Source organism: Mesorhizobium sp. WSM4840, assembly GCF_055811755.1.
The window spans coordinates 150,837-174,683 of the sequence record NZ_JBVVQD010000002.1; the positions used below are offsets into that span (position 1 = coordinate 150,837).

General features: G+C 63.5%; 24 protein-coding genes and 1 pseudogene. 2 read left to right on the forward strand and 23 right to left on the reverse strand.

Going from position 1 to position 23,847, the window contains the following annotated elements:
- The 4 genes and pseudogenes from AC0L3I_RS04185 to rimP form a co-directional block, all read right to left on the reverse strand.
- Positions 1-704 (reverse strand): annotated as a pseudogene (locus tag AC0L3I_RS04185) (IF-2-associated domain-containing protein); the annotation flags it as partial.
- Positions 701-1,351 (reverse strand): RNA-binding protein, encoded by a 651-nt coding sequence (locus AC0L3I_RS04190; protein ID WP_473483849.1) that lies wholly within the window; start codon positions 1,349-1,351, stop codon positions 701-703. The pseudogene AC0L3I_RS04185 and the gene AC0L3I_RS04190, both read right to left, overlap by 4 nt.
- Positions 1,352-1,389: 38 nt before the next feature.
- Positions 1,390-2,985, reverse strand: coding sequence for a transcription termination factor NusA (gene nusA, locus AC0L3I_RS04195; protein WP_473526078.1), 1,596 nt, complete (start codon positions 2,983-2,985; stop codon positions 1,390-1,392).
- A 47-nt stretch (positions 2,986-3,032) separates the two neighbouring features.
- Positions 3,033-3,677 carry a ribosome maturation factor RimP gene (gene rimP / locus AC0L3I_RS04200; RefSeq protein WP_473483852.1) on the reverse strand — a complete coding sequence of 215 codons (645 nt, stop codon included), beginning with the start codon at positions 3,675-3,677 and terminating at the stop codon, positions 3,033-3,035.
- 286 nt (positions 3,678-3,963) lie between these two features.
- Between rimP and AC0L3I_RS04205 the strand changes: the two genes are divergently transcribed.
- The gene (locus tag AC0L3I_RS04205; RefSeq protein WP_473483854.1) at positions 3,964-4,128 is read left to right on the forward strand and encodes a hypothetical protein; all 165 of its coding nucleotides are present in this window, start codon (positions 3,964-3,966) and stop codon (positions 4,126-4,128) included.
- An 81-nt stretch (positions 4,129-4,209) separates the two neighbouring features.
- On the opposite strand, the gene trmB is transcribed toward AC0L3I_RS04205, so the two are convergent.
- The 6 genes from trmB to AC0L3I_RS04235 form a co-directional block, all read right to left on the reverse strand.
- Positions 4,210-4,911: a tRNA (guanine(46)-N(7))-methyltransferase TrmB gene (trmB, locus tag AC0L3I_RS04210; protein WP_473483857.1), complete on the reverse strand. Its 702-nt coding sequence runs from the start codon at positions 4,909-4,911 to the stop codon at positions 4,210-4,212.
- Between the two features lie 11 nt (positions 4,912-4,922).
- On the reverse strand, positions 4,923-6,212 hold the full coding sequence (metK, locus tag AC0L3I_RS04215; RefSeq protein ID WP_473526079.1) for a methionine adenosyltransferase: 1,290 nt from the start codon (positions 6,210-6,212) through the stop codon (positions 4,923-4,925).
- A 372-nt stretch (positions 6,213-6,584) separates the two neighbouring features.
- On the reverse strand, positions 6,585-7,004 hold the full coding sequence (locus tag AC0L3I_RS04220) for a helix-turn-helix domain-containing protein (protein WP_123146516.1): 420 nt from the start codon (positions 7,002-7,004) through the stop codon (positions 6,585-6,587).
- 137 nt (positions 7,005-7,141) lie between these two features.
- Positions 7,142-8,734 (reverse strand): apolipoprotein N-acyltransferase, encoded by a 1,593-nt coding sequence (gene lnt, locus AC0L3I_RS04225; protein WP_473526080.1) that lies wholly within the window; start codon positions 8,732-8,734, stop codon positions 7,142-7,144.
- Positions 8,735-8,773: 39 nt separating this feature from the next.
- Positions 8,774-8,926, reverse strand: coding sequence for a hypothetical protein (locus AC0L3I_RS04230; protein WP_473526081.1), 153 nt, complete (start codon positions 8,924-8,926; stop codon positions 8,774-8,776).
- A gap of 138 nt (positions 8,927-9,064) precedes the next feature.
- Positions 9,065-9,763 (reverse strand): winged helix-turn-helix transcriptional regulator, encoded by a 699-nt coding sequence (locus AC0L3I_RS04235; protein ID WP_473526082.1) that lies wholly within the window; start codon positions 9,761-9,763, stop codon positions 9,065-9,067.
- A 174-nt stretch (positions 9,764-9,937) separates the two neighbouring features.
- On the opposite strand from AC0L3I_RS04235, the gene AC0L3I_RS04240 reads away from it, so the two are divergent.
- A complete protein-coding gene (locus AC0L3I_RS04240) occupies positions 9,938-11,356 on the forward strand; it encodes an FAD-binding oxidoreductase (protein ID WP_473526083.1) in 1,419 nt (472 codons plus the stop codon).
- A gap of 279 nt (positions 11,357-11,635) precedes the next feature.
- Here AC0L3I_RS04240 and AC0L3I_RS04245 read toward each other — a convergent pair whose 3' ends face one another.
- From AC0L3I_RS04245 to AC0L3I_RS04305, 13 genes are all read right to left on the reverse strand, one after another.
- Entirely contained in the window at positions 11,636-12,097 is a 462-nt protein-coding gene (locus AC0L3I_RS04245) for a VOC family protein (RefSeq protein ID WP_473526240.1), read from the reverse strand.
- Positions 12,098-12,114: 17 nt separating this feature from the next.
- Positions 12,115-13,188, reverse strand: coding sequence for a hemolysin family protein (locus AC0L3I_RS04250; RefSeq protein WP_258120613.1), 1,074 nt, complete (start codon positions 13,186-13,188; stop codon positions 12,115-12,117).
- A gap of 27 nt (positions 13,189-13,215) precedes the next feature.
- Complete coding sequence (ybeY, locus tag AC0L3I_RS04255) at positions 13,216-13,722, reverse strand: rRNA maturation RNase YbeY (RefSeq protein ID WP_473526084.1); 507 nt, start codon at positions 13,720-13,722, stop codon at positions 13,216-13,218.
- A 12-nt stretch (positions 13,723-13,734) separates the two neighbouring features.
- Positions 13,735-14,727 (reverse strand): PhoH family protein, encoded by a 993-nt coding sequence (locus tag AC0L3I_RS04260; RefSeq protein ID WP_287305617.1) that lies wholly within the window; start codon positions 14,725-14,727, stop codon positions 13,735-13,737.
- A gap of 83 nt (positions 14,728-14,810) precedes the next feature.
- Positions 14,811-16,232, reverse strand: a complete 1,422-nt coding sequence (gene miaB / locus AC0L3I_RS04265) for a tRNA (N6-isopentenyl adenosine(37)-C2)-methylthiotransferase MiaB (RefSeq protein WP_473483878.1) — start codon at positions 16,230-16,232, stop codon at positions 14,811-14,813.
- A 227-nt stretch (positions 16,233-16,459) separates the two neighbouring features.
- A complete protein-coding gene (olsA, locus tag AC0L3I_RS04270) occupies positions 16,460-17,260 on the reverse strand; it encodes a lyso-ornithine lipid O-acyltransferase (RefSeq protein WP_473526085.1) in 801 nt (266 codons plus the stop codon).
- A gap of 145 nt (positions 17,261-17,405) precedes the next feature.
- Positions 17,406-17,900: a ribosomal protein S18-alanine N-acetyltransferase gene (gene rimI / locus AC0L3I_RS04275; protein WP_095493615.1), complete on the reverse strand. Its 495-nt coding sequence runs from the start codon at positions 17,898-17,900 to the stop codon at positions 17,406-17,408.
- A complete protein-coding gene (tsaB, locus tag AC0L3I_RS04280; RefSeq protein WP_473526086.1) occupies positions 17,900-18,589 on the reverse strand; it encodes a tRNA (adenosine(37)-N6)-threonylcarbamoyltransferase complex dimerization subunit type 1 TsaB in 690 nt (229 codons plus the stop codon). Before tsaB ends, rimI begins: the two co-directional genes overlap by 1 nt.
- A 181-nt stretch (positions 18,590-18,770) precedes the next feature.
- Entirely contained in the window at positions 18,771-19,877 is a 1,107-nt protein-coding gene (locus AC0L3I_RS04285) for a DUF1513 domain-containing protein (RefSeq protein WP_473483888.1), read from the reverse strand.
- 443 nt (positions 19,878-20,320) lie between these two features.
- Complete coding sequence (locus tag AC0L3I_RS04290) at positions 20,321-21,400, reverse strand: imelysin family protein (RefSeq protein WP_473526087.1); 1,080 nt, start codon at positions 21,398-21,400, stop codon at positions 20,321-20,323.
- Positions 21,400-23,007: a di-heme oxidoreductase family protein gene (locus AC0L3I_RS04295; protein WP_473526088.1), complete on the reverse strand. Its 1,608-nt coding sequence runs from the start codon at positions 23,005-23,007 to the stop codon at positions 21,400-21,402. Before AC0L3I_RS04295 ends, AC0L3I_RS04290 begins: the two co-directional genes overlap by 1 nt.
- Before the next feature lie 12 nt (positions 23,008-23,019).
- Positions 23,020-23,505 (reverse strand): bacterioferritin, encoded by a 486-nt coding sequence (gene bfr / locus AC0L3I_RS04300; RefSeq protein ID WP_077377191.1) that lies wholly within the window; start codon positions 23,503-23,505, stop codon positions 23,020-23,022.
- Positions 23,471-23,782, reverse strand: a complete 312-nt coding sequence (locus AC0L3I_RS04305; RefSeq protein WP_473483897.1) for a (2Fe-2S)-binding protein — start codon at positions 23,780-23,782, stop codon at positions 23,471-23,473. Before AC0L3I_RS04305 ends, bfr begins: the two co-directional genes overlap by 35 nt.
- Positions 23,783-23,847: the final 65 nt, after the last annotated feature.

The following is a 23,847-nucleotide window of genomic DNA, read 5'->3' on the forward strand; positions in this document are numbered from 1 at the left end:
TATTTCTGCGTCTGTTTGCGGGGGCGGCTATTTTATCCGCCCTGGGGCGGTTTGGCGGCCCGCCCCACTTCGGGGGTCCCGGGCGGGCCCCCGGGCGCCCCGGCGCGGGTGCGCTTCGGCTTGACGTCCTCGTCGTCGACCGTCGCCAGTTCGGCAGCCAGCGGCGCGCGGCGGCGCGCCTCTTCCTCGGCACGCCGGCGGGACTCCGCTTCGGCCTGCAGCCGGGCTTCTTCCTCGGCCTGGCGGCGCGCGGATTCCTCGCGCTCGCGACGGCGGCGCTCTTCATCCTCGGCGCGGCGCTTGGCCTCGTCGATGGCGCGCTGGCGATCCTCAACGTCGCGCACCTTCGAGCCCTCAAGGGCCCGGCGGCGCGCCTCCATCTCGTTGCGCGACAATTCGTTCAGCACCATGCCGCCGCGTTCGACCGGCGGCAGAGGCGGCGGCGCCTTGGGCGCCTCCTGCACAACGGGCGCTGCCGCGACCGGCGGCTTCGGCGTGAAGACGGACGGGGCAGCGGCCGGCTCCGGCTTGTCACCGGGCAGCGAGAACTTGCGCTTCTTGGTCTCGACCACGACCGCCTTGGTGCGGCCATGCGAGAAGCTCTGGCGCACGGTGCCCTGTTCCGTACCGGGGCGCTTCAGCGTCAAAGTCTTCTTCGGCGTAACACTCAACGTCTTGTCGTCGCCCGATTTCGTATCGTTCATTCCATATCCTCTGCGGCATCATCTTCGTCAGCAACGGCCGCAAGCATTGCCAGATCGTCCGGGGAACCGCCCCGATATCGGTCGAGCGCAACCATGCGCTTCTGGACCGCCCTGCCCGCGTCTCCCGCGAGAACGGCAGCATGTATCACATTTGTACCCCCCAATGCCAAGCTCAACTCGGCCTCGGAGAAAAGTTTGTAGGCAGGGATGGCGGGGCCGCCAAGGCGGACGGTTGCCCGTCGCGCCTGGCTGATCTTGCGGACGCCGTCATCTGACGCCTCGGTCGCATGCAACACGAAAAGCGCCAGCCCACCACGCACCGCGCTCTCGACCTTGGTGGCGCCGAGCGCGATCGCGCCTGCCTTGCGGGCAAGACCGAGCATGCCCAGAGCGGATCTGGAAAGCAGCCCGTCGACCATGCCGCCGAGATCTGTCGGCACGGTCACCTGCGCCTTGAAGGCGCGAGCGAACAGGTTCTTCGCTGCCGCCTTGTCGATATGTAGGCGGTCGGCGGTCACCCAGCAACCGCGGCCGGGCAGGTTTTTCTTGATATCCGGAACGACGGCCGAATCCGGGCCGACGACGAAACGGATCAGTTCATCCGGTTCGGCTTGTCTGCGCGTGACGATGCAAGTGCGATCGTTCATCTCGTCCAAGGGCGGGTTGTGTGCGATGCGGTTTCACCTCACGCACCAACGGCTTCGTCAGCCGTCACGTCTTCGGCTGCAAGCTCGTCTTCGGTGATCCAGCCGGCCTTGAGGCGGGCGGCCAGAACCATCTGCTCGGCATCGGCACGCGACACGCCGTGACTGGCGAGCACGCCGGGGAACACCTTCGTCTCGCCGTCCTTGCGTTCCTTCCAGCCGGTCAGGTCATCGGCCGCATAGCCGGCGAAATCCTCGATCGTCTTCACGCCGTCCTCGCCGAGTGTCACCATCATGGCGGTGGTCACGCCGGGAATCTCACGCAGCTCGTCCTTGACGCCCAGAGCCCTGCGCTTCTCGTCATGCTCGGCTTCGATCTTCTCCAGATACTCGCGGGCGCGGGCCTGGATTTCCGAGGCGGTGTCCTCGTCGAAGCCGTCGATCGACGCGATCTCGTCAGCATCGACATAGGCGACTTCCTCGACGCTGGTGAAGCCTTCGGAGGCGAGCACCTGGCCGACCATCTCGTCGACGTTGAGCGCATCCATGAACAGAGCCGAGCGTTCGACGAACTCCTTCTGGCGGCGCTCGCTCTCTTCCTGCTCGGTCAGGATGTCGATATCCCAGCCGGTGAGCTGCGAGGCGAGCCGGACGTTCTGGCCGCGGCGGCCGATGGCCAGCGACAGCTGGTCGTCCGGCACCACGACCTCGATGCGTTCGGCGTCCTCGTCGAGCACGACCTTGGCGACTTCCGCCGGCTGCAGCGCGTTGACGATGAAGGAAGCGGCCGAAGGCGACCACGGAATGATGTCGATCTTCTCGCCCTGCAATTCGCCGACCACTGCCTGAACGCGGCTGCCGCGCATGCCGACGCAGGCGCCGACCGGATCGATGGAACTGTCACGCGAGATGACGGCGATCTTGGCGCGCGAACCCGGATCGCGGGCGACCGACTTGATCTCGATGATGCCGTCGTAGATTTCCGGCACTTCCATGGTGAACAGCTTCGCCATGAACTGCGGATGGGTGCGCGACAGGAATATCTGCGGACCGCGCTGCTCGCGGCGCACGTCATAGACATAGGCGCGGACGCGATCGCCATATTTGTAGTTTTCGCGCGGGATCAGCTCGTCGCGGCGGATGATCGCCTCGCCGCGGCCGAGATCGACGATGACATTGCCGTATTCAACGCGCTTGACGGTGCCGTTGACGATCTCGCCGATGCGGTCCTTGTACTCGTCATACTGGCGATCACGCTCGGCCTCGCGCACCTTCTGCACGATGACCTGCTTGGCCGACTGGGCGGCGATGCGGCCGAAATCCATCGGCGGCAGCTGTTCGGCAATGAAGTCGCCGAGCTGGGCGTCGGGATTGCGCTCGCGCGCCGAGGAAATGGCGATCTGCGTCGCATAGTCGTCGACCTTCTCGACCACCTCCATCAGCCGCTGCAGCTTCATCTCGCCGGTATTCGGATTGATGTCGGCACGGATGTTGGTTTCCTGGCCATAGCGCGAGCGCGCCGCCTTCTGGATCGCATCGGCCATGGCGGCGATGACGATCGACTTGTCGATCGACTTTTCACGCGCGACCGCATCGGCGATCTGCAGCAGTTCAAGCCTGTTGGCGCTTACAACCATCGTTTTTCTCCCGAGCTTGTTGCCGAGCCTTGCGCCCGGCAGCCCAATCACATTTCCTGTTCGGTTTCATCTTCCGCGCCCGCTTCTACGCCCTCTGGCGCGTCTTCGGGTTCGCCGCGGCGCTTCTTAGCTTCCTTGCGCGCCCTGTTGTCCTTCGACAGTGCGTCGCGGATAAGGTCGTCGGTCAGGATCAGCCGTGCTTCGGCAATCGCATCGTAGGGCACACGCACCGTCGGCTGTTCGCCATAGGCCGCCTTGTCGCGCTCGATCAGCACGCCGTCCGCGTCGCTCTCGGCGATCTTGCCCTTGAAGCGCTTGCGGTCGGCGACAAGGACCGAGGTTTCCATCTTCACCAGATGACCCGTCCAGGTCGCGAAATCCGACTTACGGACCAGCGGCCGGTCGATACCCGGCGACGACACTTCGAGATGATATGCCTTTTCGATCGGATCATCGACATCGAGCGCAGGCGACACCGCCCGGCTGACCTCTTCGCAATCCTCGACGGTCATGGTGCCGTCCTCGCGCTCGGCCATGATCTGCAGCGTCAGCCCGTTCTGGCCTGTCAGATGCACCCTGACAAGGCGGAAGCCGATGGCACGCAGCACCGGCTGCACGATCAGCGCGATGCGCGCATCGATGCCGCTTTCGCGGATGATGCGGTCGTCGCCGTCGGTTGCCGTTGCCGTCATTCGATTCCTGTGGCTTCATTGGCGGTCGGAAGGTAACAAAAAAGAGCGGGACCGGGTGGACCCACTCTTCGCCATACCGACCAAGAATTTGAGCTTGATATAGACGATCGCGGCCGTCGTTTCAAGTCCGTATGCAGGGCCGGGCGAAACTGCCGGCGGCGGCAGCCTTGCACAGGGCGCATGGCGGCCATGCGGCGACGTCCCTGTGATATCAGGCAATACGCGCCTATCTATGTTGCGCTGCACAAATCCAATCACGCATAGCAGCAGGCGAAAGGGCATAATCATGACCAACCGCAAGGTTTTCTCGGCCATCGGCGATTTCTTCACCGTGTTCGGCAGCGCCGTCGCCGCTTCGCACGCCGTCGAAGCCGGCCGCAAGCCGCGCGCGCACGATCTGCGCAATCTCGGCATGGATCCGGCCGCCTTCCACAAGATCGGCCGCTTCTAAGACCGGCGACCGCAGGGCGAGGACATCTTTGGTCCTCGTCGAAGGCAAAGCGCGCGATGCGCGATGCTTAACGAAATATGCCTATCTTCGGACGAAGGTGAGATAGGCCGGCCGCCGGCCTTCGCGAATGGCCTTGGCCTCGTAGCGGGTACCCGGCCAACCCTCATAGGGCCGCTGCCAGTCGGCTGCCTCTTCAGCCTGCCACGCAAACGCATCATGTGCCCGGCAGTGCAGCAGCGTCCAGTTCACATAGCTGTCGATATCGGACGCAAAGCGGAATTTTCCGCCTGACTTCAGCACGCGCGCGAAACGGTCGAGATTGACCGGACTGACGAAGCGGCGCTTCCAGTGTTTCTTCTTCGGCCAGGGATCGGGATAGAGCAGGTCGATGCCGTCGAGCGAGGCTTGCGGGAGCCAGTCGAGCAGGCGTGTGGCGTCGTCGTCATAGACCCGAAGATTGGCAAGCGGCCGTTCCCTGACCGCCATCATCAGCTTGGCCATGCCGTTGACGAAAGGCTCGACGCCGACAAAACCGGTCTCAGGAGCCGCCGTCGCCCGATGCAGCAGGTGCTCGCCTCCGCCGAAACCAATTTCGAGATGAATGGCGCGGACATCGGCTTCGAACAGGCTGCGCAATTCGGCCGGCGGTCCAGCCGTCAGATCGAGCCGGTAGGTGCTGAAGCCGCTTTCCAGTGCCGCTGCCTGCTGCGGACGGATGGTCTTGCCGCGCCGGCGACCGAAAAATGCTTCGGTCGCACGGCTTGGCCGGTCTTTCGGATCCATGGACGCCGCGGCTAGGCCGCGACTGCTTCGGCGGACGCTTCGGCGAGTGCATCCTTGAGCGCCTTGGCGAGGTCGGTCTTTTCCCAGGAGAAGGACCCGTCGCGGCCGGCCTTGCGGCCGAAATGGCCATAAGACGACGTCTTGGCGTAAATCGGCTTGTTGAGATCGAGGTGACGGCGGATGCCGGACGGCGACAGGTCCATCACGGTGCGCAGCGCCTGCTCGAGCTTTGCCTCATCGACCTTGCCGGTGCCGTGCAGGTCGACATAGACCGACAGCGGCTGGGCGACGCCAATGGCATAGGAAAGCTGAATGGTGCAGCGATCGGCGAGCTTGGCGGCCACCACGTTCTTGGCGAGGTAGCGTGCCGCATAGGCTGCGGAACGGTCGACCTTGGTGGTGTCCTTGCCGGAAAAAGCACCGCCGCCATGGGGTGCAGCACCGCCGTAAGTGTCGACGATGATCTTGCGCCCGGTCAGGCCGGCGTCGCCGTCTGGCCCGCCGATGACGAATTTGCCCGTCGGGTTGATGTACCAGTTGCAGCTGTCGGCGATCTTCAACTCGCCCAGCGCCTCGCGGATATAGGGTTCGACGACGTTGCGGACCTTCTTCGAATCCCAGCTGGCGTCGAGATGCTGGGTGGACAGCACGATTTGCGTCACTTCCGCCGCCTTGCCGTCGACATAGCGGACGGTGACCTGGCTCTTGGCGTCCGGCCCGAGCCGGCCGGCATCGCCGTTGCCCTCATGGCGCGCGGCGGCCAGCAATTCGAGGATCTTGTGGCTGTAGTAGATTGGTGCCGGCATCAGATCCGGCGTCTCGCGGCAGGCATAGCCGAACATGATGCCCTGGTCGCCGGCCCCTTCCTCGCCTTGCCGGTCGGAGGCATTGTCGACGCCCTGGCCGATATCCGGCGACTGGCCGTGCAGCAGAACCTCGATCTTTGCCGTCTTCCAGTGGAAACCGGCCTGTTCATAGCCGATTTCGCGGATCGCCTTGCGGGCGGCCGACTTGAATTTCGCTGGATTGACGAGCGGATGACCGGCGGCATCCATCAGGATGTTGCCGGCCTTGTCTTTCTTGAGCAGCGTCTCGGGGACGCGCACCTCGCCGGCGATGACGACGCGATTCGTGGTTGCCAACGTTTCGCAGGCGACGCGGACCTTCCAAGGGTCCATGCCGGTCTTTCTGGCCTCGCGATAGACCAGATCGACGATCTCGTCGGAGATACGATCACAAACCTTGTCGGGATGACCCTCGGCAACGGATTCCGAGGTGAATAGATAGTTTTGCCGCGTCACGGGTGTCCCCTCTTGAAAAAAATATCGGCACGCTGCCGATTGGCGCGCCACGTGTTAGCTGTGCCGGGCGGCGCTCGTCAAGCGGTGCGGTCATTCTGGTGTAAAAATCGCGCTATTATCTTATACCAACTGCGACCGGCTGTGACCGGCGGCAGGATGCCGCCAGCGTGCCTTAGCTCCAACACGTGCTTAGCTTCAACACGTTGATGAAAAAGAATTTGAGCATGGGCGTCGAGCAAAATCGATCCGCTCTCCGGCATGCCTATGGGATGTAAATTCCACGATGCGCGAGATCGCGAGAATTTGCCTGCCCCGCTATGACGGCCTCGCCATTTCCGGCTTTTCAAGGGTCGCCAACTCAGTCGGCCCAAATCAATCGACTTCGTCGGTGGAAAGGGCCTTCACAAGCTCGATGATCTTGCGACGTATCTTCACGTCGGCGATCTTGACGAAGGCCCGGTTGAGTTGAAGACCTTCAGGAGTGCCGCAGAATTCGACGGCAAAAGCCATTGATGCATCCTCGGCAAATCCGCGGTTGCCCACGGTCTCCTGGCCCGGCGCGTCCTCGAAAAAGAAAGCGACGGGAACGCCGAGTATCGAGGCGATTGCCTGCAACCGGCTGGCGCCAACGCGATTGGTCCCCTTTTCGTATTTCTGTATCTGCTGAAACGTTATGCCGAGGTTCTCGCCCAGCTTCTCCTGACTCATTCCCAACATATTGCGACGAAGCCTGATGCGACTTCCGACATGGATGTCGATAGGATTCGGCTTCTTCTTGTTTTCTTCTGCCATTTTTTCCTCGCCGAATTTTTCCGGCTTTTTGTGTTTTTCTGCCCAAACGAAGCCGGCGGCCAGTGCCCCAACACAACGACGTACCGACTTCGAGAAATTTCAGGCCGTTACAGTATGAGTTTCTAATGTGTCGACTGTCAATTCGCCCGTAGCTTTTGCCTTACATTCAATGTGAAAGCGGCCAGGGCAAACAGCAACAAGATCAGCAGTCCGTTAATGCGTCTTTGGCTGGAAGAAACGATGGCTTGATTGGAAATCGGAACATGGACATCGACGGCTCCGCGTGCGTCGATCGCCAGTGCATCGAGGATGCGCCCGCGCGGATCGACGACAGCGGAGATGCCGTTATTGGCTGCACGCAACAAGGGCACCCCGTTCTCCACAGCACGAACCTGCGCCTGCCTGAAATGCTGGTATGGACCCGGCGTGTCACCGAACCACGCGTCGTTCGTGACATTCACAATAAGCTCAGCTGACGTAGCGTCAATCGCCACCAGATCGGGAAAGATGACTTCATAGCAAATGAACGGAAGCATGCGGATGCCACCGGACAGCGTGATCGGATGCCGCTCATTGCCGGCCGCGTAGGTCGTCGGCCCGGCGACGAGCTGTTTGAGTCCTAAGCGGCCAAGCAGGTCGGCAAAAGGCAGATATTCGCCAAAGGGCACCAGATGAACCTTGTCGACAGCATCTGCGATTTCACCCTTGTCGTCGATCGCCACCACCGAATTGTAGTACCGCCTGTCGGCATCTGCTGCCGAGCCGCCCTCCTCCCGGACGACGCCGGCGATCAGCATCTGGCCGTCGCCAAGCATCTCTCCCAGAGCGGTCAGCGCATCGGGACGTTCGGCGAAAAAAAACGGCACGGAGGTTTCCGGCCACAGGATCAATTGCGGCTTGTCATGGCCGGCCTGCGGCGCCTCGGCCGAAAGCCCCATCAGCATGGCGAAGATCCGGTCGGGCACCGAAGCGTCCCACTTCTCGCTGAGGTCGACAGCCGGCTGCACGATGCGGACGTCGATTGCGCGGGTTGCGGGCTCGACCTTGGCAGCAAGCCTGACATAGCCGAAGCCGACATGGGCCGCGACGAGAACGGCAAGCAGTGCAGCTCCCAGGCGGACATGCCGGCCCGCCGCAAGCAGGGCCGGCAGTGCAAAGACGAAGACCGCCAGCGCGTTCATGCCGACCATGCCGGTCACCGACACGCTCTGCATAAGCAAGGGCACCGGCATCGCCGCGTAGCCGACGGCATTCCACGGGAACCCGGTGAACAGAAAATCGCGCAGCCATTCCGCCAGGCCGAAGCCGAAGGCAAGAGCGGCGATGCGGCCGATGTCGTTGCTCCACAGCAGCCGGGCAACCGCTGTTGCGAAGCCGTAGAAAAAGGCGAGCGCCAGCGGAATTCCGACCACTGCGAAGGGCAGCGCCCAGGCGAAACTGTCGGCCTCGACCAGAAGTGCCGAGCCGATCCACCACAGGCCGGCGAGAAAATAGCCGAAGCCGAACCACCAGCCGATGGCGAAAGCCGGCCGCAAACGCCGGAACCAACCATCGGAAGCTTCGCCGGTCGCACCGTCGAGAAGCCAGACCAGCAGCGGAAACGAAACGAAACCGACGGCGAAGAAATCGTAAGGCGCCTGGGCAAGAACCGCCAGCGCCCCGGCAAGAAACGCCACAAGGGCGCGACGCCAACCCCATAGCAGAATTATCCGGCCGGCCAGGCGCTTCATCAATGCTTCCGAGTCGTTCGAATCACGGCAGAAGATTTATCAGGCTGCGGTCCACGTTCCAAACGGCCACGCTTCAGCCTGCGTGCCGGATTGAATTTCGGCAATCGAACCGTTGCTGTCATTCGCAATCGTCGAGCCAATGGCAAAACACTGGATGTCTTCGGACCTTGGTAATACGCCCGCTTTCGGCATCAGTGCTTCGAGTTATGTGAATATCAGACGATCGGCAATCCGGCGGCTTTCCATTCCGGATAGCATGTGAGGTATGGGAGTTTGTTCACGTCACACGCCGGCGGTGCGGTGCCGCATCGGGAGGCCGCATCCGGAATGTCAACCTGCATGACTCGTGACGGTGCGGGAGACCGGCATGATGTGGGCGAACATGCTGCGGGCGTTCCAGGTCGGGAAGGCTCTTGCGAGCGACAGGTCGCCGTCGAGCTGGATTCGGTCCTCGCGGGTGGCTTGGGACCAACTGAGCTGGCCGGCGTGCCATTTGACGAAAGCTTCGGCTTCCGCCGTGATGTAGAGGTCCTCGTCGAAGCCAGGGTAAGTCTTGCAGATCTCTGTGTCTCCGAGCTCGATGAGTAGCCAATAGCGCTCCCGGTGTGGGCGGCCGGTGAAGTCGAAGCGGATGACGACGCGTCGATCCGGGAGCCGGTCCCGGCGGAGCGCCTTGCACATCGACCACAGGGCCACAAAGGGGTCTAGGTGCTGGGGGGCGATCTCGAGCCAATGCGCGCCCCACTCGCCGAGCGACTGGCAGACCGTGAAGAGGTCGTGGCCCGCCGACGTGAGCTCGTAGTGGCGCCCGCGCCCGTCTGGCTTGGGATTCGACTCGACGACACCGACCCATTCGAGCTGCTTGAGCCGCTCTGAGAGCAGGGTACGGGAGAGTCCGGGCGCGCCCTCCAGGATCTCGCTGAAGGTTCCGCAGCCAAGGTGCAGGTTGCGGATGATCAGCGGCGTCCAGCGCTCGGCGAAAATCTCGGCGCCACGGGCGATGGGGCAGTACTGGCCGTATGTCCTCATGACGGACGTCCTCACAACAGCAGTGTTGCGCATCCGCCTCCGATTGTGGAGTCCAGATTGTTGACTATACGGCAGCGGCCCGCCGTGGTCCGATGTGGCCTCTCTCGACGAGAGGAGGACACGATGACGACACCTATGACGACAACAACGTACGCAGAAGCCCACCACGGGAGCATGCAGCCAACCGTCGTGGAAATCGACGGGTTCCAAGGCCGGCTGATCAATGCCAGCCACGCCGACTACGATGTCGCCCGTGCAATCTGGAACGGCGCCATTGACCGGCGCCCGCATCTGATCGCCCGATGCATCGGAACCGCCGACGTGGTCGCGGCAGTGCGTTTCGCTCGCGACCACAATCTGGAGATCGCCATACGGGGCGGAGGTCACGGCGTGGCGGGCACCGCCGTTTGCGACGACGGGATCGTCATCGACCTCTCGGCGATGCGGGGCGTGCGAGTCGATCCCGCCGGCCGCAGGGCGTGGGTGCAGGGTGGCGCGCTGTGGGGCGACGTCGACCGCGAGACGCAGGCGCACGGCCTGGCCACCACCGGCGGAATCGTTAGCCATACCGGAGTCGCCGGGCTCACCCTCGGCGGTGGCATCGGCTGGCTGATGCGCAAGCATGGCCTCGCGGTCGACAACCTCCTCGCCGCCGACGTCGTGACGGCCGACGGCGAGCGGCTGCGGGCGTCCGAGGACGAGCACCCCGATCTGTTCTGGGCGTTGCGCGGCGGCGGCGGCAACTTCGGCGTGGTCACCTCGTTCGAGTTCCGCCTCCACCCCGTCGGGCCCACGGTTCTGGCCGGGCCTATCCTCTGGGACGCGAGCGACGCCGGGGAGGTCCTCCGTTTCTACCGCGACTTCATCCGCGACGCTCCCGACGAGCTCGGCACGGTCGTAAAATTCTGCACCGTGCCGCCTCTATCGGTCATTCCCGAGGAACTGCACTGGCGCCCGGTGGTGATGGTGGGCGCGTGCTACGCCGGGCCGATCGAGGACGGTGAGAAGGCGCTCCGCCCGCTCCGCACATTTCGGACTCCCCTCCTCGATCTGGCCGGGCCCAAGCCGTACGTGGTATTCCAGAGCGCGCTCGACTCGACCGTCCTCCACGGTTGGAACTACTACTGGAAGGCCACCCACCTCCCCGCGCTCCGCGACGACCTCATCGACGTGATCGCCGGGCACGCATTCTCCTGCTCGTCGCCACGGTCGTATGTGGCAATGTTCCATCTGAAGGGGGCGGTGAGCCGAGTGGCCGAGGGCGCGACGGCGTTCGGGAACCGGCAAGCGTCGCACGCGATCATCGTCCACGCTGCGTGGCGGCCCGGCGAGGACTTCGGCGACCGAGAGACGGCCTGGACGAGGGGGTTCCTCGCCGCTCTTGGCCGCTTCCGCGAAGGCGTCTACGTCAATTTCCTCGGCGGCGACGAAGACCCGGGCCGGGTCCGAGAGGCGTACGGCGACTCCGTCTTTGACCGGCTGGCTGACGTGAAGTCCTCGTACGACCCCGACAACGTCTTCCACCATAACCAGAACATCCGCCCGGGGCTGAGTGCCGGTGTGAGCGGTTCCGACGGCGCGGGCGATACTTGATAAATTTGGGGTGGTGTTGGATGGGTGCGACGCTGCCGGAGGCGCCTGGGCGAGTGCATAACCGGGCGCTAGGGGCTGCGCGGCCGTGAATGACCGGTATCGGCGCATCTTCCCAATTGAGCACAGCCGTGGGAACTTCCGTTCACCAACCGTAGCGGAAATTTGCGGAATCGAAGATTATGCGCTGATGCACGACTACAATGTTGAATATCGAAGGCTGCGCGAAGGGGGTTTCTCCGGCTGGTCGGGAGCCACCATTGATTGTTGGGTAACGAGACGCTATTGGTGCCAGCCTTCGATCTGTAGATCGCCCAGCCGCTCAGCCTCCTCGCGTGGAACGGAGCGTACGGTCTGGGAAAAGGTCCAGACGTGACCTTCAGGATCGCACTGCCGTTCACCGTAGAACTGGTCAGCAGGCTCCTGGACGATCTCGGCTCCCGCCGCCCTTGCACGATCGCAGTGGGCATCAATGCCGTCCTTGAGGCGCACATAGACCGACTGCGTGTTCTTGCCGGCGACCGACGCGGGGCTGGCGACATGGTCGGCCCATTCGGCATCGACGATGATATAGCCGTCACCGAACCGCATCTCGGAATGGACGAGCCTGCCATCAGCGTCGCTGACCACCATGCTTGGCTCGAATCCGAAAGCCTTTTCAAGCCAGATCAATGCGGCGCGCGGATTCTTGTAGAATATGCCGGAGCCCAAGGTTGAGTGCTTGAACGGATCGTCGACCGTCATCGGGCGAGCGGCGTCTTTCAAGCCTGCTCGGCGCGCACCGCGCGCCGGCGGCGCTCGCCCTTTTGGGTCTCCACGATGCGCACGCGCTTGACGCGGCGTGGATCGGCGTCGAGCACAAGGAATTCGAAACCAGGTATGGCCTGCACCACTTCGCCGCGGGCCGGAACACGGCCAAGCGTGTTGAAGATCATGCCGCCGATCGTGTCGACATATTCGCCATGCTCGCCGGCGGCGAAATCCTCGCCGATCATCTTGGTGACTTCGTCGATCTCGGCCTTGCCGTCGACGACGAACACGCCCTCGCCGGTCTGGGTGATCATCGGTTCGTCCTCGTCATGCTCGTCCTCGATGTCGCCGACCACCATCTCGACGATATCCTCGAGCGAGGCCAGACCATCAGTGCCGCCATATTCATCGATGACCAGCGCCATCTGGGTGCGCATCGCCTGCATCCGCCCCATGAGATCGGAGGCGAGCATCGACGGCGGCACGAAAAGCACCGGGCGGATCAGGTTCAGGTCGCCGATGGTGCGCGCGAGATCGACCTTGGCAAGATCGAGAAGCGTGGTGGCGGCGGCTTTCCTGGTCGTCCTGCCCTTCCTGACGCGGGCGATCTTGGTGATGTGAGCGAGCACGTCGCGGATGTGGACCATGCCGCGCGGGTCATCGAGCGTTTCCGAATAGACCGGCATGCGGGAATGGCCGGACTGCTCGAACAGTCCCAGAAGATCGCCCAGGTTCGTCGTGATCTCGACCGCCTCGATATCGGCGCGCGGCACCATGACGTCCTCGACGCGCACCTCGCGCAGGCGCAGGATGTTGTTGAGCATGGCCCGCTCGCCGGGCGAGAAGGATCCGGGATCGCTCGCCGTTTCGGCAAGCGCGTCGGCGATCTCCTCGCGCAGGCTGGTGCCGTTGCGTTGCCTGAACAGGCCGAGCACGCGATCGAACAGGGAAGGACCGGCAGGCGATGGCTCGCTGGCGAAGCTGCCGGTCGTGGTACTCGGACTAGAGCCCTCTTCCGTCTGTTCGGATGGCTTGGTCGCACTGCCGGCGTCTGGGCGGGCGGCAGTCTCTGGTTTGTCGTTCATCGTCGTCCGGTCATTTGATCTTTTTAGTTACGCGTAGGGATCGGGAATGGCAAGCCTCGCAAGTGCTGCGCGTTCGACGGCTTCCATTTCCTCGGCCTCGGCGTCGGTCTCGTGATCGTAGCCCAGCAAATGCAGCAGGCCGTGGATGACGAGATGGATGATATGGTTCTCGACAGGCTTGTCTTCCAGTGCAGCTTCCCGCGCGACCGTTTCGGCGGCCAGCACGATGTCGCCCAGCATGGGGGGCAGCGGACCGCCTTTCGCGAGCGGAAAAGCCGGGAAAGACAAGACGTTGGTCGGTTTGTCCTTGCCGCGCCAGCCGGCATTGAGGCTGCGGATATGGGCATCGTCAGAAAAGACGATGCTGAGCTCGGAACGGGCGGCCGCGCCGGTTTCGGCAAACGCAGCGGCAACGGCTCGATCGACCAGCCGCGTCAGCGCGGCCTCATCGGGCCAGTCGCCCGCTTCGACCGCTATATCGATGTCGACGGGAACCGGAAGGTCCCCGCCTACAGACTTTTTGTCCTCAGCCATAAGGCCGCATCTTCAGCCTTCGGCGCCCAGGCCCCGGGCCAGCTTGCCGTCGCGGTCGTAGGCCTTGACGATCTCGGCGACCAGCGGATGCCTGACGACGTCGCCTTCGTTGAAGCGTACCGTCACCATGCCGGTGACGCCGTCGAGGATCCTGAGCGCCTCGACCAGACCGGATTTGGTGTTTTGCGGCAGGTCGATCTGGGTCGGATCGCCGGTGACGATCATGCGTGAATTCTCGCCGAGACGGGTCAGGAACATCTTCATCTGCATCGGCGTGGTGTTCTGCGCCTCGTCGAGGATGACGGCGGAGTGCGCCAGCGTGCGGCCGCGCATGAAGGCCAGCGGCGCGATCTCGATCACCTCGGCGGCTATCGCCCGCTCGACCTTGTCGGCCGGCATCATCTCGTAAAGCGCGTCGTAGAGCGGCCGCAGATAGGGATCGACCTTCTCCTTCATGTCGCCGGGCAGGAAGCCGAGCCGCTCGCCGGCCTCGACGGCCGGCCGCGACAGCACGATGCGCTCGACCATGCCGCGTTCGAGCAGCATCGCCGCATGCGCCACCGCTAGGAAGGTTTTTCCCGTGCCAGCCGGGCCGATGCCGAACACGAGTTCGGACCGTTCCAGCGCGCGCATATAGGCGTCCTGGTTGAGCGAACGGGCATAGATCGTCTTCTTGCGCGTCGATATCTGGGCGGCGGACACCTTGCCCTTGCGCTCCAGCGTCGGCAGCGTCAGCTGGTCGTCGGCGGCGATCGCCATGCGCACGGCGCCGTCGACGTCCGATTGGCCGATGTCAGCGCCTTTCTGGAGAATGCCGTAGAGATTATCCAGGGCGCGGCGCGCCTGCTCGGCGGCCGAGGCGGAGCCCTTGATGGTCAGCTGGTTGCCTCGCGAGCGGATATCGACGCCAAGCTTCTGCTCAAGCCTGGCCAGATTTTCGTCGAACTGGCCATAAAGGGCGCTGGCAAGCTTGTTGTTGTCGAAAGTCAGAACGATGTGCGCCATATCCGAAGCCCCCGATGGTAGGTTCTGGGGCAGGTTCTTCACTTCCGCAGCGCTCAACCGTCTCTCCTCATCTGCCGAGACCTTCAGGCCAATTCGGCGAACAGGCTGTTGTAACCCGTCTTCGTGATTCGTACCTGGATAATCTCACCGATTTCGCCGGACATTTCATCAACAATAACCGGCTGCAGCCACGGCGAGCGGCCGACCTTCTGGCCGGCCTGGCGGCCCGGCTTCTCGATCAGCGTATCGATGGTGCTGCCGACCAGGCTCGCGCCGAAATCCTGCTGCTGCTTCAGCAGCAGCGCCTGCAGCCGCTGCAGGCGCTCGTCCTTGACGGCTTCCGGCACATGATCGGCCATTTCTGCGCCCGGCGTGCCGGGGCGCGGCGAATATTTGAACGAGAAGGCCGAGGCATAGTTCACCTGGCGGACAAGGTCCATCGTCGCCTCGAAATCCGCCTCCGTCTCGCCGGGAAAGCCGACGATGAAATCGCCCGAAAGCGCTATATCGCTCCGCGCGGCGCGGATCCGGTCGAGCAGCGTCAGATAGTCCTTTGCCGTATGCCTGCGGTTCATCGCCTTGAGTGTGCGGTCGGAGCCGGATTGCACAGGCAAATGCAGATAGGGCATCAGCGCCGGCAAATCACGGTGGGCGGCGATCAATTCGTCGTCCATGTCGCGCGGGTGGCTGGTGGTATAGCGCAACCGCGCCAGCCCGGGAATCTCGGCCAGCCGGAACAGCAGGCGGCCAAGACCCCATTCCTCGGTCTTGCCCCCTTTGGCTTCGCCCTCGCCATGCCAGGCATTGACGTTCTGGCCAAGCAGCGTCACCTCGCGCACGCCGGCTTGCGCCAGCCGCTCGGCCTCGGCGACGATCTGCGCCACCGGCCGCGACACTTCCGAGCCTCTGGTATAGGGCACGACGCAGAAGGTGCAGAACTTGTCGCAGCCCTCCTGCACGGTCAAAAACGCCGTGACGCCGCGCCTGATGATCTCGGCGCGTTTCGGCTGCGGCAGATGCTCGAATTTGTCCTCGATGGCATAGTCGGTCTCGACGATCTTTTCGCCGCCGCGCACCCGTGCCAGCACATGCGGCAGCCTGTGATAGGTCTGGGGGCCGATGACCAGATCGACGGCCGGCGAGCGGCGGATGATCTCGGAGCCCTCGGCCTGCGCCACGCAGCCGGCGACACCGACCAGCATCTCGCGGCCGGCCCGAGCCCGTTCGGCCTTCATCTCACGAATGCGGCCGAGTTCGGAATAGACCTTTTCGGCGGCTTTCTCGCGGATATGGCAGGTGTTGAGCAGCACCAGATCGGCATCGGCGATGGCGTCCGTCGCCACATAGCCGTCGGCGGCCAGCGCGTCGGTCATGCGCTGCGAATCGTAGACGTTCATCTGGCAGCCATAGGTCTTGACGAAGACCTTCCTGCTTGCGGCAGACGGTACGACCGCACTTTCGGCGGCAGTATCAATGTCGTCCCGTTCTATCGTATTTAATTCCATCTGGCGGCTTCTAACGCCTTTCCCCGACAAAAAACAGACGATTCTGCCCGTAGAGCGGGGTGCATTTGGATTGAACGGGGGCATCCCGCTCTATCTGTTTGTTTTAGCCGCATTTGTGCGACGCCAAGTGATTCCACTTGGCTGCAAAATGCTCCAGCACCGCGCGTCCTCTTGGACGCGCAAAGGATGCTGGTGCACTTGAATTTGCGCTGGAGCTTTTCCGGCGCCTACCGGCTCGGGTGCGGATCGGCGAGCGTCGCCTGCACCATATCGCGCACCCGACTCTCCATCAGCCTTGCCGTTTCCTTGCGGTTGGAGCCCTTGGAAAAGGCAACCGGCTCGCCGAAATGCACTTCGACATCGAGCCCGCCCTCTGCCATGAGGATCTTGAGATGCGGCATCAAATCCTCGTCACCGATCCAGGCGGCAATCGGCCGGTGCCTGCGGCCGAGCGGCACGCCGTGCAGGCGCGTATAGACGATCGCCACCGGCTGGATGAAGACCCTTTCGGCCGCCCCTTCCGAAATCGCCATCGAGGCGGCCCCGAACAGCGTGCTCTTGAACGGCAAGATCATGTTGCCGTCGCCGGTCGAACCTTCGGCAAACAGCACCATGGCGTCGCCCTTGGCCATGCGGTTGGCGATCTCGCTCGCCTGGTCGCCCGACGAACGCTTGCGCTCGCGCTCGATGAAGACGGTGCGCTGCAGCTTCGACAACATGCCGATCAATGGCCAGCCGGCCATGTCGGCCCTGGCGATGAACGTCACGTCGACCATCGACCCCAGCACCATGATGTCGGTCCAGGAGATGTGGTTCGACGCAACCAATAGCGGGCGTTGGCTGGACAAGGTCCCCTTGACATGGATGCGCATGCCCAGCGCCCGGATGATGAGCCGGTGCCAGATCTTCAGGATGAACGTCTCGCGCCAGAGCCCGGTCTTCATCGACAGGATCTGCAGCGGCACGAGGATCAACGAGCCGGCGACAACGAGGCCCAGCGCCAGGAAAATCCTGATTTTTCCGATCATCCGCTCTTGGCCCTGCCCCACCTATGGCTAGAGCGACGTGCGTCCAATTGTACGCACAAAGTGCTCTCTAGCATTTTTGATTCTGCGCATCTGAATCTACGCATCGTGCTTTCCGAAAATCGGTTCCGATTTGCGGGCTGATGCGCTACCGAAGATCGCGGCGCATGACAAGCGCCCCGGTCGGGCCGTGCTCGGGCGATCTGTAATAGTTGGCACGTTTGCCGACCTCGCGGAATCCCAGCCGCCGATACAGCGCGATCGCGGCGACGTTGGTCTCGTCGACCTCGAGGAAAAGCGCCTCGGCGCGTTGCGCATGCAGTTCGCGCAGAACGGCATCCATCAGTTGCCAGCCAAGGCCCTGGCGGCGATGGGAGCGCGCCACCGCGACAGTCAGGACCTCGCCTTCGCCGGCCGCCAGGCGCGCCAGCACGAAACCGACCGGCGGCTTGGCACCCTGTCCGGTCTCGCGCGCGGCATAGCCGAACACCGTGTCCTGCTCGAGCAGTGCGGCGAATTCGTCGTCGGTCCACGGCCGGACGAAATCCTCGCGATGCAGCACCGACATGGCCGCGCTGTCGGCAATCGTCAGCGGCTCGAGCGCAAAGTCCCTGCGGCGCGGCTGGAGGAAAGGAATGCGCATCAGTTTTTCTTCCCGGCTTTCTTCCTGGACAGGATAAACCCGGCCTGCGGCTTGGCGTCCGCCCCGCGCAAATAAAGCGGTTTCGGCTTTTCGCCTTCACCCTTGGTAGCGGCCAGCCGGGCATAGATTGCGATATCCGCAGTGGCACTTGTCGGGCCGATGTCGAAGGCGCGCCCGACCGAAGCGGCAATTTGCGATGTCGCCGTGCCGGCCATAACCGGAGACCTATCCACCGCCATGGCGGCGGCTTGCGAAAGCGTGGTCACCGCGGGACCGTAAATCAAAACGGATGCTTCGTCGTAAAGTGCTGCATGGATTTCCTCGCGGCCGGCGTCGAGCGCGACCAGCACGGCGCGGCCGGGAGATGTCTCTTTCGCCTGCGCAGCCAGCGCTTCCAGCGTCGTCACCCCGATTGCCGGAATTTTCAGCGCCAGCGCCAGGCCCCGCGCCGCCGAGACACCGACGCGCAGGCCGGTGAAGGAGCCCGGACCGGTGGAGACAGCGATGGCGCCGAGGCCGGCATAGTCGGTCCCGGCCGCCTTCAACGCCTCCTCGATCACGGCCATCAAATGCTCGGCATGGCCCTTGCCGAGATCGAACACCGAACGGCCGAGCTCCTTCCCGACCGCCGCGTCGTAGACACAGGCGGCGCAGAGATTGGCGGCGCAGTCGATGGCAAGCAGCTTCATGAGGCGGCCGGTTGGAGCACCCGCTTGGGCACAGGGTTCGAAAAACAATTTCCCTGTGCCTGCCATGGCTCGTCCCCGCAAGGGGATAATGCATAATTCGTTTGGTGGCTTCGCTTCGATCTCGCCCGAAGGCGGTACCCTCCAGCGAGCGTAGCCGTTTGGGAACCGGTGCCGGACGCACTTATCCGGCCTGCTCGATGCGCAGCATGTGATTGTCCCAGACATAGTCCAGTTCGGACCTTATTGCGCCGCCCGCTTCGACGATTTCGCCGGTGCCTGTCGTCGCCATGAAGCTCGCCCCGTCGGGCGCCACGCCGCAGACCTCGGCCAGCGCGCTGGTGGCGACGATCCGGCCGCTGGCCGCATCGATGACGGCAAGCGAGTTGCCTTCCGGCGAGGACACGGCGACGGTACCGGCAGCAGGGTTGGCAGCGACCGAGCCTATATAGTTCCTGAAGCCGGACAGCACGTCCTGCGGCATGTCGAGCAGTTGCAGATCCTTGCCGCGCGCGGCGCGGCCGACCAGCAGCGGACGATCGGTGCCCGGCCCTCTGTGCTGGCAGCCGAACCAGACCGTGCCGGATCGGTCGGCATCCATGTGACGGATCGACAGCTGGTGCAGCTCCGGCGGCAGTTCGTGCTTTTCGATGAGGTCGCCGGTGAGGCGGTCGACCAGCACATAGGAAGGCTTCATCGTCGCGATGTTGAGCTCGGCGCGGCCATAATCCGGATGCGTCTCGATGCCGCCATTGGCGACGGCAATCGTCCTGCCGTCGCCCAGCAGCAGAAGCTCGTGCGGGCCCATGCCATAGGTCGGGAACTCACCAACCCGCTTGAATCTCGCACGCGCGTCGTAGACACCGACCACGCCGGCGGCATTGTCGAAATCGTTCTCGGTGGCGTAGAGCAGCGCACCGTCGGTCGAAAACACGCCATGGCCGAAGAAATGCCGTCCACTTACGCTGGCAATGGTCAGCGGCTCGTCGCGGCCCGTGTGGTCGAAGACCACCGCGAAGGTGCCGGGCTGCCTGGCAAAGACCACGGAGCGTTTCGACACCGGATCGAAGGTGACGTCATGACCGCGGGCGGGCAGGTCGATAGCGTGCAGGACCTTGCCGGCTTCGGACAGGATGGCCGCGCCATAGCTGCCGTCGCGCTTGACGAACGCGGTGGCGAAGACGGCGTCGGCGGCAAGCGTCTTTGCCAATGCCGAAGGCGCCATCGCAGCAACAAAGCCAACGCCTGCGGCCCTGAGGAAATCACGACGATCGATCAAAGGAGTTTTCAAGAGACGGTCCTCGGACACGGTCTCATTCCTCGACACGGTGATTTTGACAGATCGGAGGGCTTCTTGGCGCCCAGCATCCATCGATCGTTTGAATGGATCATCGCAGGCGTTCGGGATTGGCCGAAGCCTCCCCAACTTCGTCATCCTTGGGCGGAGCAGGAGCGAAGCTCCGTCGCGGAGACCCAAGGATCCATGCCGTAATCTCAGCCGAAGAGTACGGCGGAGCAGAATTCTGCACCTAAGCAACGCTCTGAGGTCATGGCATGGATCCTGGGGTCTGCGCCGCGTCGCTGCGCTCCTTGCTCCGCCCCAGGATGACGAAGCGATGGGCGTTTCGGCCAATCTCCAAAGTGTGCGATCCGTCAACGCAAGCGCGTCCGGCCTGTCAAAACTTCCTCGCCGAGTAACTCGCCCCAAAAGTCGACGCCGTTTCGAGATCATGCTCAATCCCCGTCGAGTGACGAGAAGCCAGCGGTCAGGCCGAATTCAGTGGTCAGCCTGGTGCCGATCAGGGTCGACAGGCTGGATGTCACCAGCGAGAAGTGGTCGAGCTTCTGGCGCAGCGCCGGATCGGCGAGTGCCTTGTCAATCGGACCTCTGATGGCCGTGGCGTCCGCGGCCCCGTTGACGAGCTGGATGTGGATCGACTCCGCCATCCAGTGCGCGTCGGGCGACAGCGCGTCGCCCAGTTGCGAGGCCTGGAACAGCGCGTCCATGCCTGCAAGATTGCCGGTCAGCGAACGCGCGGTATTTTGCGAACGCCAGTAGATCGCCTGTCTGGGCTTGTCGGCCTGCGGGCTACTCCCCAGAAAACCCTTCAGGCGCACGTCACGGACCATCTCCAGTTGGTTGATGAAGACGCCGACCAGTTCGGTCACCGCTTCCGTGCCGTCGCGGAAGAGTGCGTTTTGCGGTCCCGGATTGGCCCAAAGGGTGGCAAAACCATCGGGCTTGTTCCAGGCGTTGCTGACGTCGGCGGCAATCGTTTCTATGTTGCCGGCGACGGCCGCGCCGTAAGCGCAACGATAGGGATCGTCCTTGCCGGCGAGCCGCTCGGCGCCATCGCCGTAAAGCACGAATTCCAGCGCGCCGAGCCCTTGCATGGCGACGCTCTTTGTCGCCAGCTGGACCGGATCGGCGGCGGTCCGGTCCTTACTGGCCAGCGCCGCCTGCACCTGCCTCAGGCCGATGCTCTTGCGGTCCGGCCAGAACAGCATGCGCTCCAGCCGGTTGTTCTGCGTGATAGGCCCGATGCGGATGATCTCGACGATCGACCAGGCATCCACGGTGCCGGAGAACTCGGCGCGCGCTGCATCGAGATGGTCCTGCGAGGGCACGTCGCAAAGCGTGCGCATTGCCTTGGTCAGGCCGTCCGCATGATCATGCAGGCGCGCATAGGCCGGGCGGACAAAGCCGTCGATCGCCCGCTGGATCACGTCGGAAGCCTTGACCGCTGCGGACGCCGGCAGTGCGCCGCCGAGGACCAGCGGGAGAACCAGAGCAAGCGCAAGACGCTTCGACATCAGAACGACTCCAGGAATTTGACCAGTGCGTCGCGATCGGCCGCATCGGCGGCGGCAAAGCCGTCGCGCGCCTTTTGCCCCTCGCCGCCATGCCACAGGATCGCCTCGGTCAGGGTGCGCGCGCGCCCGTCATGCAGGAAGAAGCTGTTGCCGTTGACGGTCCGGGTAAGACCGATGCCCCACAGCGGCGGCGTGCGCCATTCGCTGCCGGTAGCCTCGCCCACCGCTTGCCCGTCGGCGAGGCCCGGCCCCATGTCGTGCAGCAGAAAATCGGAATAGGGCCAGATCAACTGGAAGGCCTGCGCCTTGTTGGGCGAGCCGCGACGGGTGACGAATTTCGGCGTATGACAGGAAATGCAGCCCATGTCGTAGAACAGCTTCTTGCCGGCCAGCACATCTGGTTTGTCGAGATCGCGCCGCGCCGGCACGGCGAGATTTTGCGAATAGAAGGTGACGAGGTCTATCACCGGCGGCGGCGCCTCGACCGGGCCGAGGCGCTCCTGTGTGCCGTTGGGCATGGCAAGACATGCCTTTTCGGCCGCGGTGCAATCGCCCCAGTGGTTCGGCACTTCCGGCGTCGAAATGCCGATGTCACCGGCGAATGCGTCCGCCGCTTGCTGGCGGATCGATGGCGTCTGCGCCTTCCAGCCGAAGCGGCCGAGCGTCAGTTCGCCGCTTTGGCCGTCGCGCACGATGCTGGGCCTGCCGGAGATGCCGTCACTATTCCGATCGTCCGGATCGGCATGGGCGAGAATGTCCGCCGGCGCGATCTGCTCGACCAGGCCGAGGCCGATCATCGGCGGCGTCATGCGCGGCGAAAGCGTGGTCTGCGGATCGAGCGGCCCGTTGGCAAGATCATCAACCGAATAGCTCGGCTTGCGCAGCGAAACCACGGTACCGTCCGGCAGCGTGACTTTCTGCTCCTGATAGCCGACACGCATCCTGCCTTCGCCCCGAAGGCCCGGAACGGCCAGGTCCTGCAATTGCGAGCCATAGACCGGATCGGGGAAGTTAAGCACCTTGCGGGCGGCCAGCGCCGCCTTCTCCTCCTCGGTGCTCGCCTGCCGCGCCAGCCGCAGGAACATCGAGGTGGTACCGCTGCCGGCTTCCGGCGGATGACCGCGGCCGTCCTTCAGATGGCAATTCTGGCAAGCCCGCTCGTTGAACAGCGGCCCAAGCCCGTCCGATGCCTGCGTCGACGAGGGCGACGATACCCAGTTCTTGCGGAAAAGGGCGTTGCCGAGCTTGAAGGTGCCCTGTTCTTCGAAGGTGATATTGGCCGAAGATTGCGAGAAGGCGTCCTTGTTGGCACCTTTTCGCGACGTGCCGGCGCCGCCCTGCATCGGCTCGAACTGCTCGGGCTCGGAAAAATCCTTGGTCGGCCTGGTTATTGCGATGACGCGCGCCAGATCCTTCGGCGTCAGATCGGTACGGCTGGTGGCGAGGCCCGCCGGTTCGGGCGCGCCGGCCAGCGCCGAGGCCGTAAGCGCGACCACTACGGCAAGCGAAAGCCCGCGAAGCCAGCTGTATCGCGGGTTTTGCTGGGACGGCAGGCCGTAATCCTCGGCCCGCCGCAAGCGGCGCAAGAAATCTAATGGGCGCCGCATTCCTGCATGTCCCTAATCCGCCTCGTCGGCCGATGCGGCGTTGAGCTGGCCGTATTTTTCCTCGCCGATCGAGGCGAGCAGGTCGAGTTGCGTCTCGAGGAAGTCGATGTGACCTTCCTCGTCGGACAGCAGATCCTCGAACAGCTTCATCGTCACGTAGTCGCCTGCTTCTTCGCAAATCTCGCGCGAACGCTTGTACGCAGTGCGCGCGTCATATTCGCCGGCAAGATCGGATTCGAGCACTTCCTTGACATTCTGTCCGATGCGCAGCGGTGCTACCGACTGCAGGTTCGGATGGCCTTCAAGGAAGATGATGCGGGCCACGAGCCGGTCGGCATGGTGCATCTCCTCGATCGATTCCGCGCGTTCCTTCTTCGCCAGCTTGGCGTAGCCCCAGTCTTCCAGCAGCCGGAAATGCACCCAGTACTGATTGACCGCTCCAAGTTCCAGAAACAGAGCCTCGTTAAGCCGCTCTATGATCTGCTGTTCGCCTTTCATGGGTTCTGCTCCCGTATTGGACGCGCAGGCCTCTGACGCGATCCAGGTGTGAAACGACATCCACGCCGCTCGCCTCCGAGCGGGTGTGGTAATTTTCGGTTACCCGAATGATCGTTTCGACCACATTTGGGAAGCAGCCGCAACAGCGACCACGCTTCTGCATGGCATGATAGATCTTCGCCGGCACGATAAGCTGCCAGGGATCCTGATCCAGCAGCCCGACGATCGTCAGCTCAATCTCCTTTTCGGTGATGATGTTGCAATGGCAGATCAGCATTATTTGCTCTGTATGGCTGACGGCACTTGCTCGGCGCCGTGTGGCTTATCTTCTCAATCGAACCG

Coding starts and splice junctions, on each gene's coding strand:
- AC0L3I_RS04190 (WP_473483849.1), bottom strand. CDS start 1,351: ATGAACGATCGCACTTGCATCGTCACGCGCAGACAAGCCGAACCGGAT.
- nusA (WP_473526078.1), bottom strand. CDS start 2,985: ATGGTTGTAAGCGCCAACAGGCTTGAACTGCTGCAGATCGCCGATGCG.
- rimP (WP_473483852.1), bottom strand. CDS start 3,677: ATGACGGCAACGGCAACCGACGGCGACGACCGCATCATCCGCGAAAGC.
- AC0L3I_RS04205 (WP_473483854.1), top strand. CDS start 3,964: ATGACCAACCGCAAGGTTTTCTCGGCCATCGGCGATTTCTTCACCGTG.
- trmB (WP_473483857.1), bottom strand. CDS start 4,911: ATGGATCCGAAAGACCGGCCAAGCCGTGCGACCGAAGCATTTTTCGGT.
- AC0L3I_RS04220 (WP_123146516.1), bottom strand. CDS start 7,004: ATGGCAGAAGAAAACAAGAAGAAGCCGAATCCTATCGACATCCATGTC.
- lnt (WP_473526080.1), bottom strand. CDS start 8,734: ATGAAGCGCCTGGCCGGCCGGATAATTCTGCTATGGGGTTGGCGTCGC.
- AC0L3I_RS04230 (WP_473526081.1), bottom strand. CDS start 8,926: ATGCCGAAAGCGGGCGTATTACCAAGGTCCGAAGACATCCAGTGTTTT.
- AC0L3I_RS04235 (WP_473526082.1), bottom strand. CDS start 9,763: ATGAGGACATACGGCCAGTACTGCCCCATCGCCCGTGGCGCCGAGATT.
- AC0L3I_RS04240 (WP_473526083.1), top strand. CDS start 9,938: ATGCAGCCAACCGTCGTGGAAATCGACGGGTTCCAAGGCCGGCTGATC.
- AC0L3I_RS04245 (WP_473526240.1), bottom strand. CDS start 12,097: ATGACGGTCGACGATCCGTTCAAGCACTCAACCTTGGGCTCCGGCATA.
- AC0L3I_RS04250 (WP_258120613.1), bottom strand. CDS start 13,188: ATGAACGACAAACCAGAGACTGCCGCCCGCCCAGACGCCGGCAGTGCG.
- ybeY (WP_473526084.1), bottom strand. CDS start 13,722: ATGGCTGAGGACAAAAAGTCTGTAGGCGGGGACCTTCCGGTTCCCGTC.
- AC0L3I_RS04260 (WP_287305617.1), bottom strand. CDS start 14,727: ATGGCGCACATCGTTCTGACTTTCGACAACAACAAGCTTGCCAGCGCC.
- miaB (WP_473483878.1), bottom strand. CDS start 16,232: ATGGAATTAAATACGATAGAACGGGACGACATTGATACTGCCGCCGAA.
- olsA (WP_473526085.1), bottom strand. CDS start 17,260: ATGATCGGAAAAATCAGGATTTTCCTGGCGCTGGGCCTCGTTGTCGCC.
- rimI (WP_095493615.1), bottom strand. CDS start 17,900: ATGCGCATTCCTTTCCTCCAGCCGCGCCGCAGGGACTTTGCGCTCGAG.
- tsaB (WP_473526086.1), bottom strand. CDS start 18,589: ATGAAGCTGCTTGCCATCGACTGCGCCGCCAATCTCTGCGCCGCCTGT.
- AC0L3I_RS04290 (WP_473526087.1), bottom strand. CDS start 21,400: ATGTCGAAGCGTCTTGCGCTTGCTCTGGTTCTCCCGCTGGTCCTCGGC.
- AC0L3I_RS04295 (WP_473526088.1), bottom strand. CDS start 23,007: ATGCGGCGCCCATTAGATTTCTTGCGCCGCTTGCGGCGGGCCGAGGAT.
- bfr (WP_077377191.1), bottom strand. CDS start 23,505: ATGAAAGGCGAACAGCAGATCATAGAGCGGCTTAACGAGGCTCTGTTT.
- AC0L3I_RS04305 (WP_473483897.1), bottom strand. CDS start 23,782: ATGCTGATCTGCCATTGCAACATCATCACCGAAAAGGAGATTGAGCTG.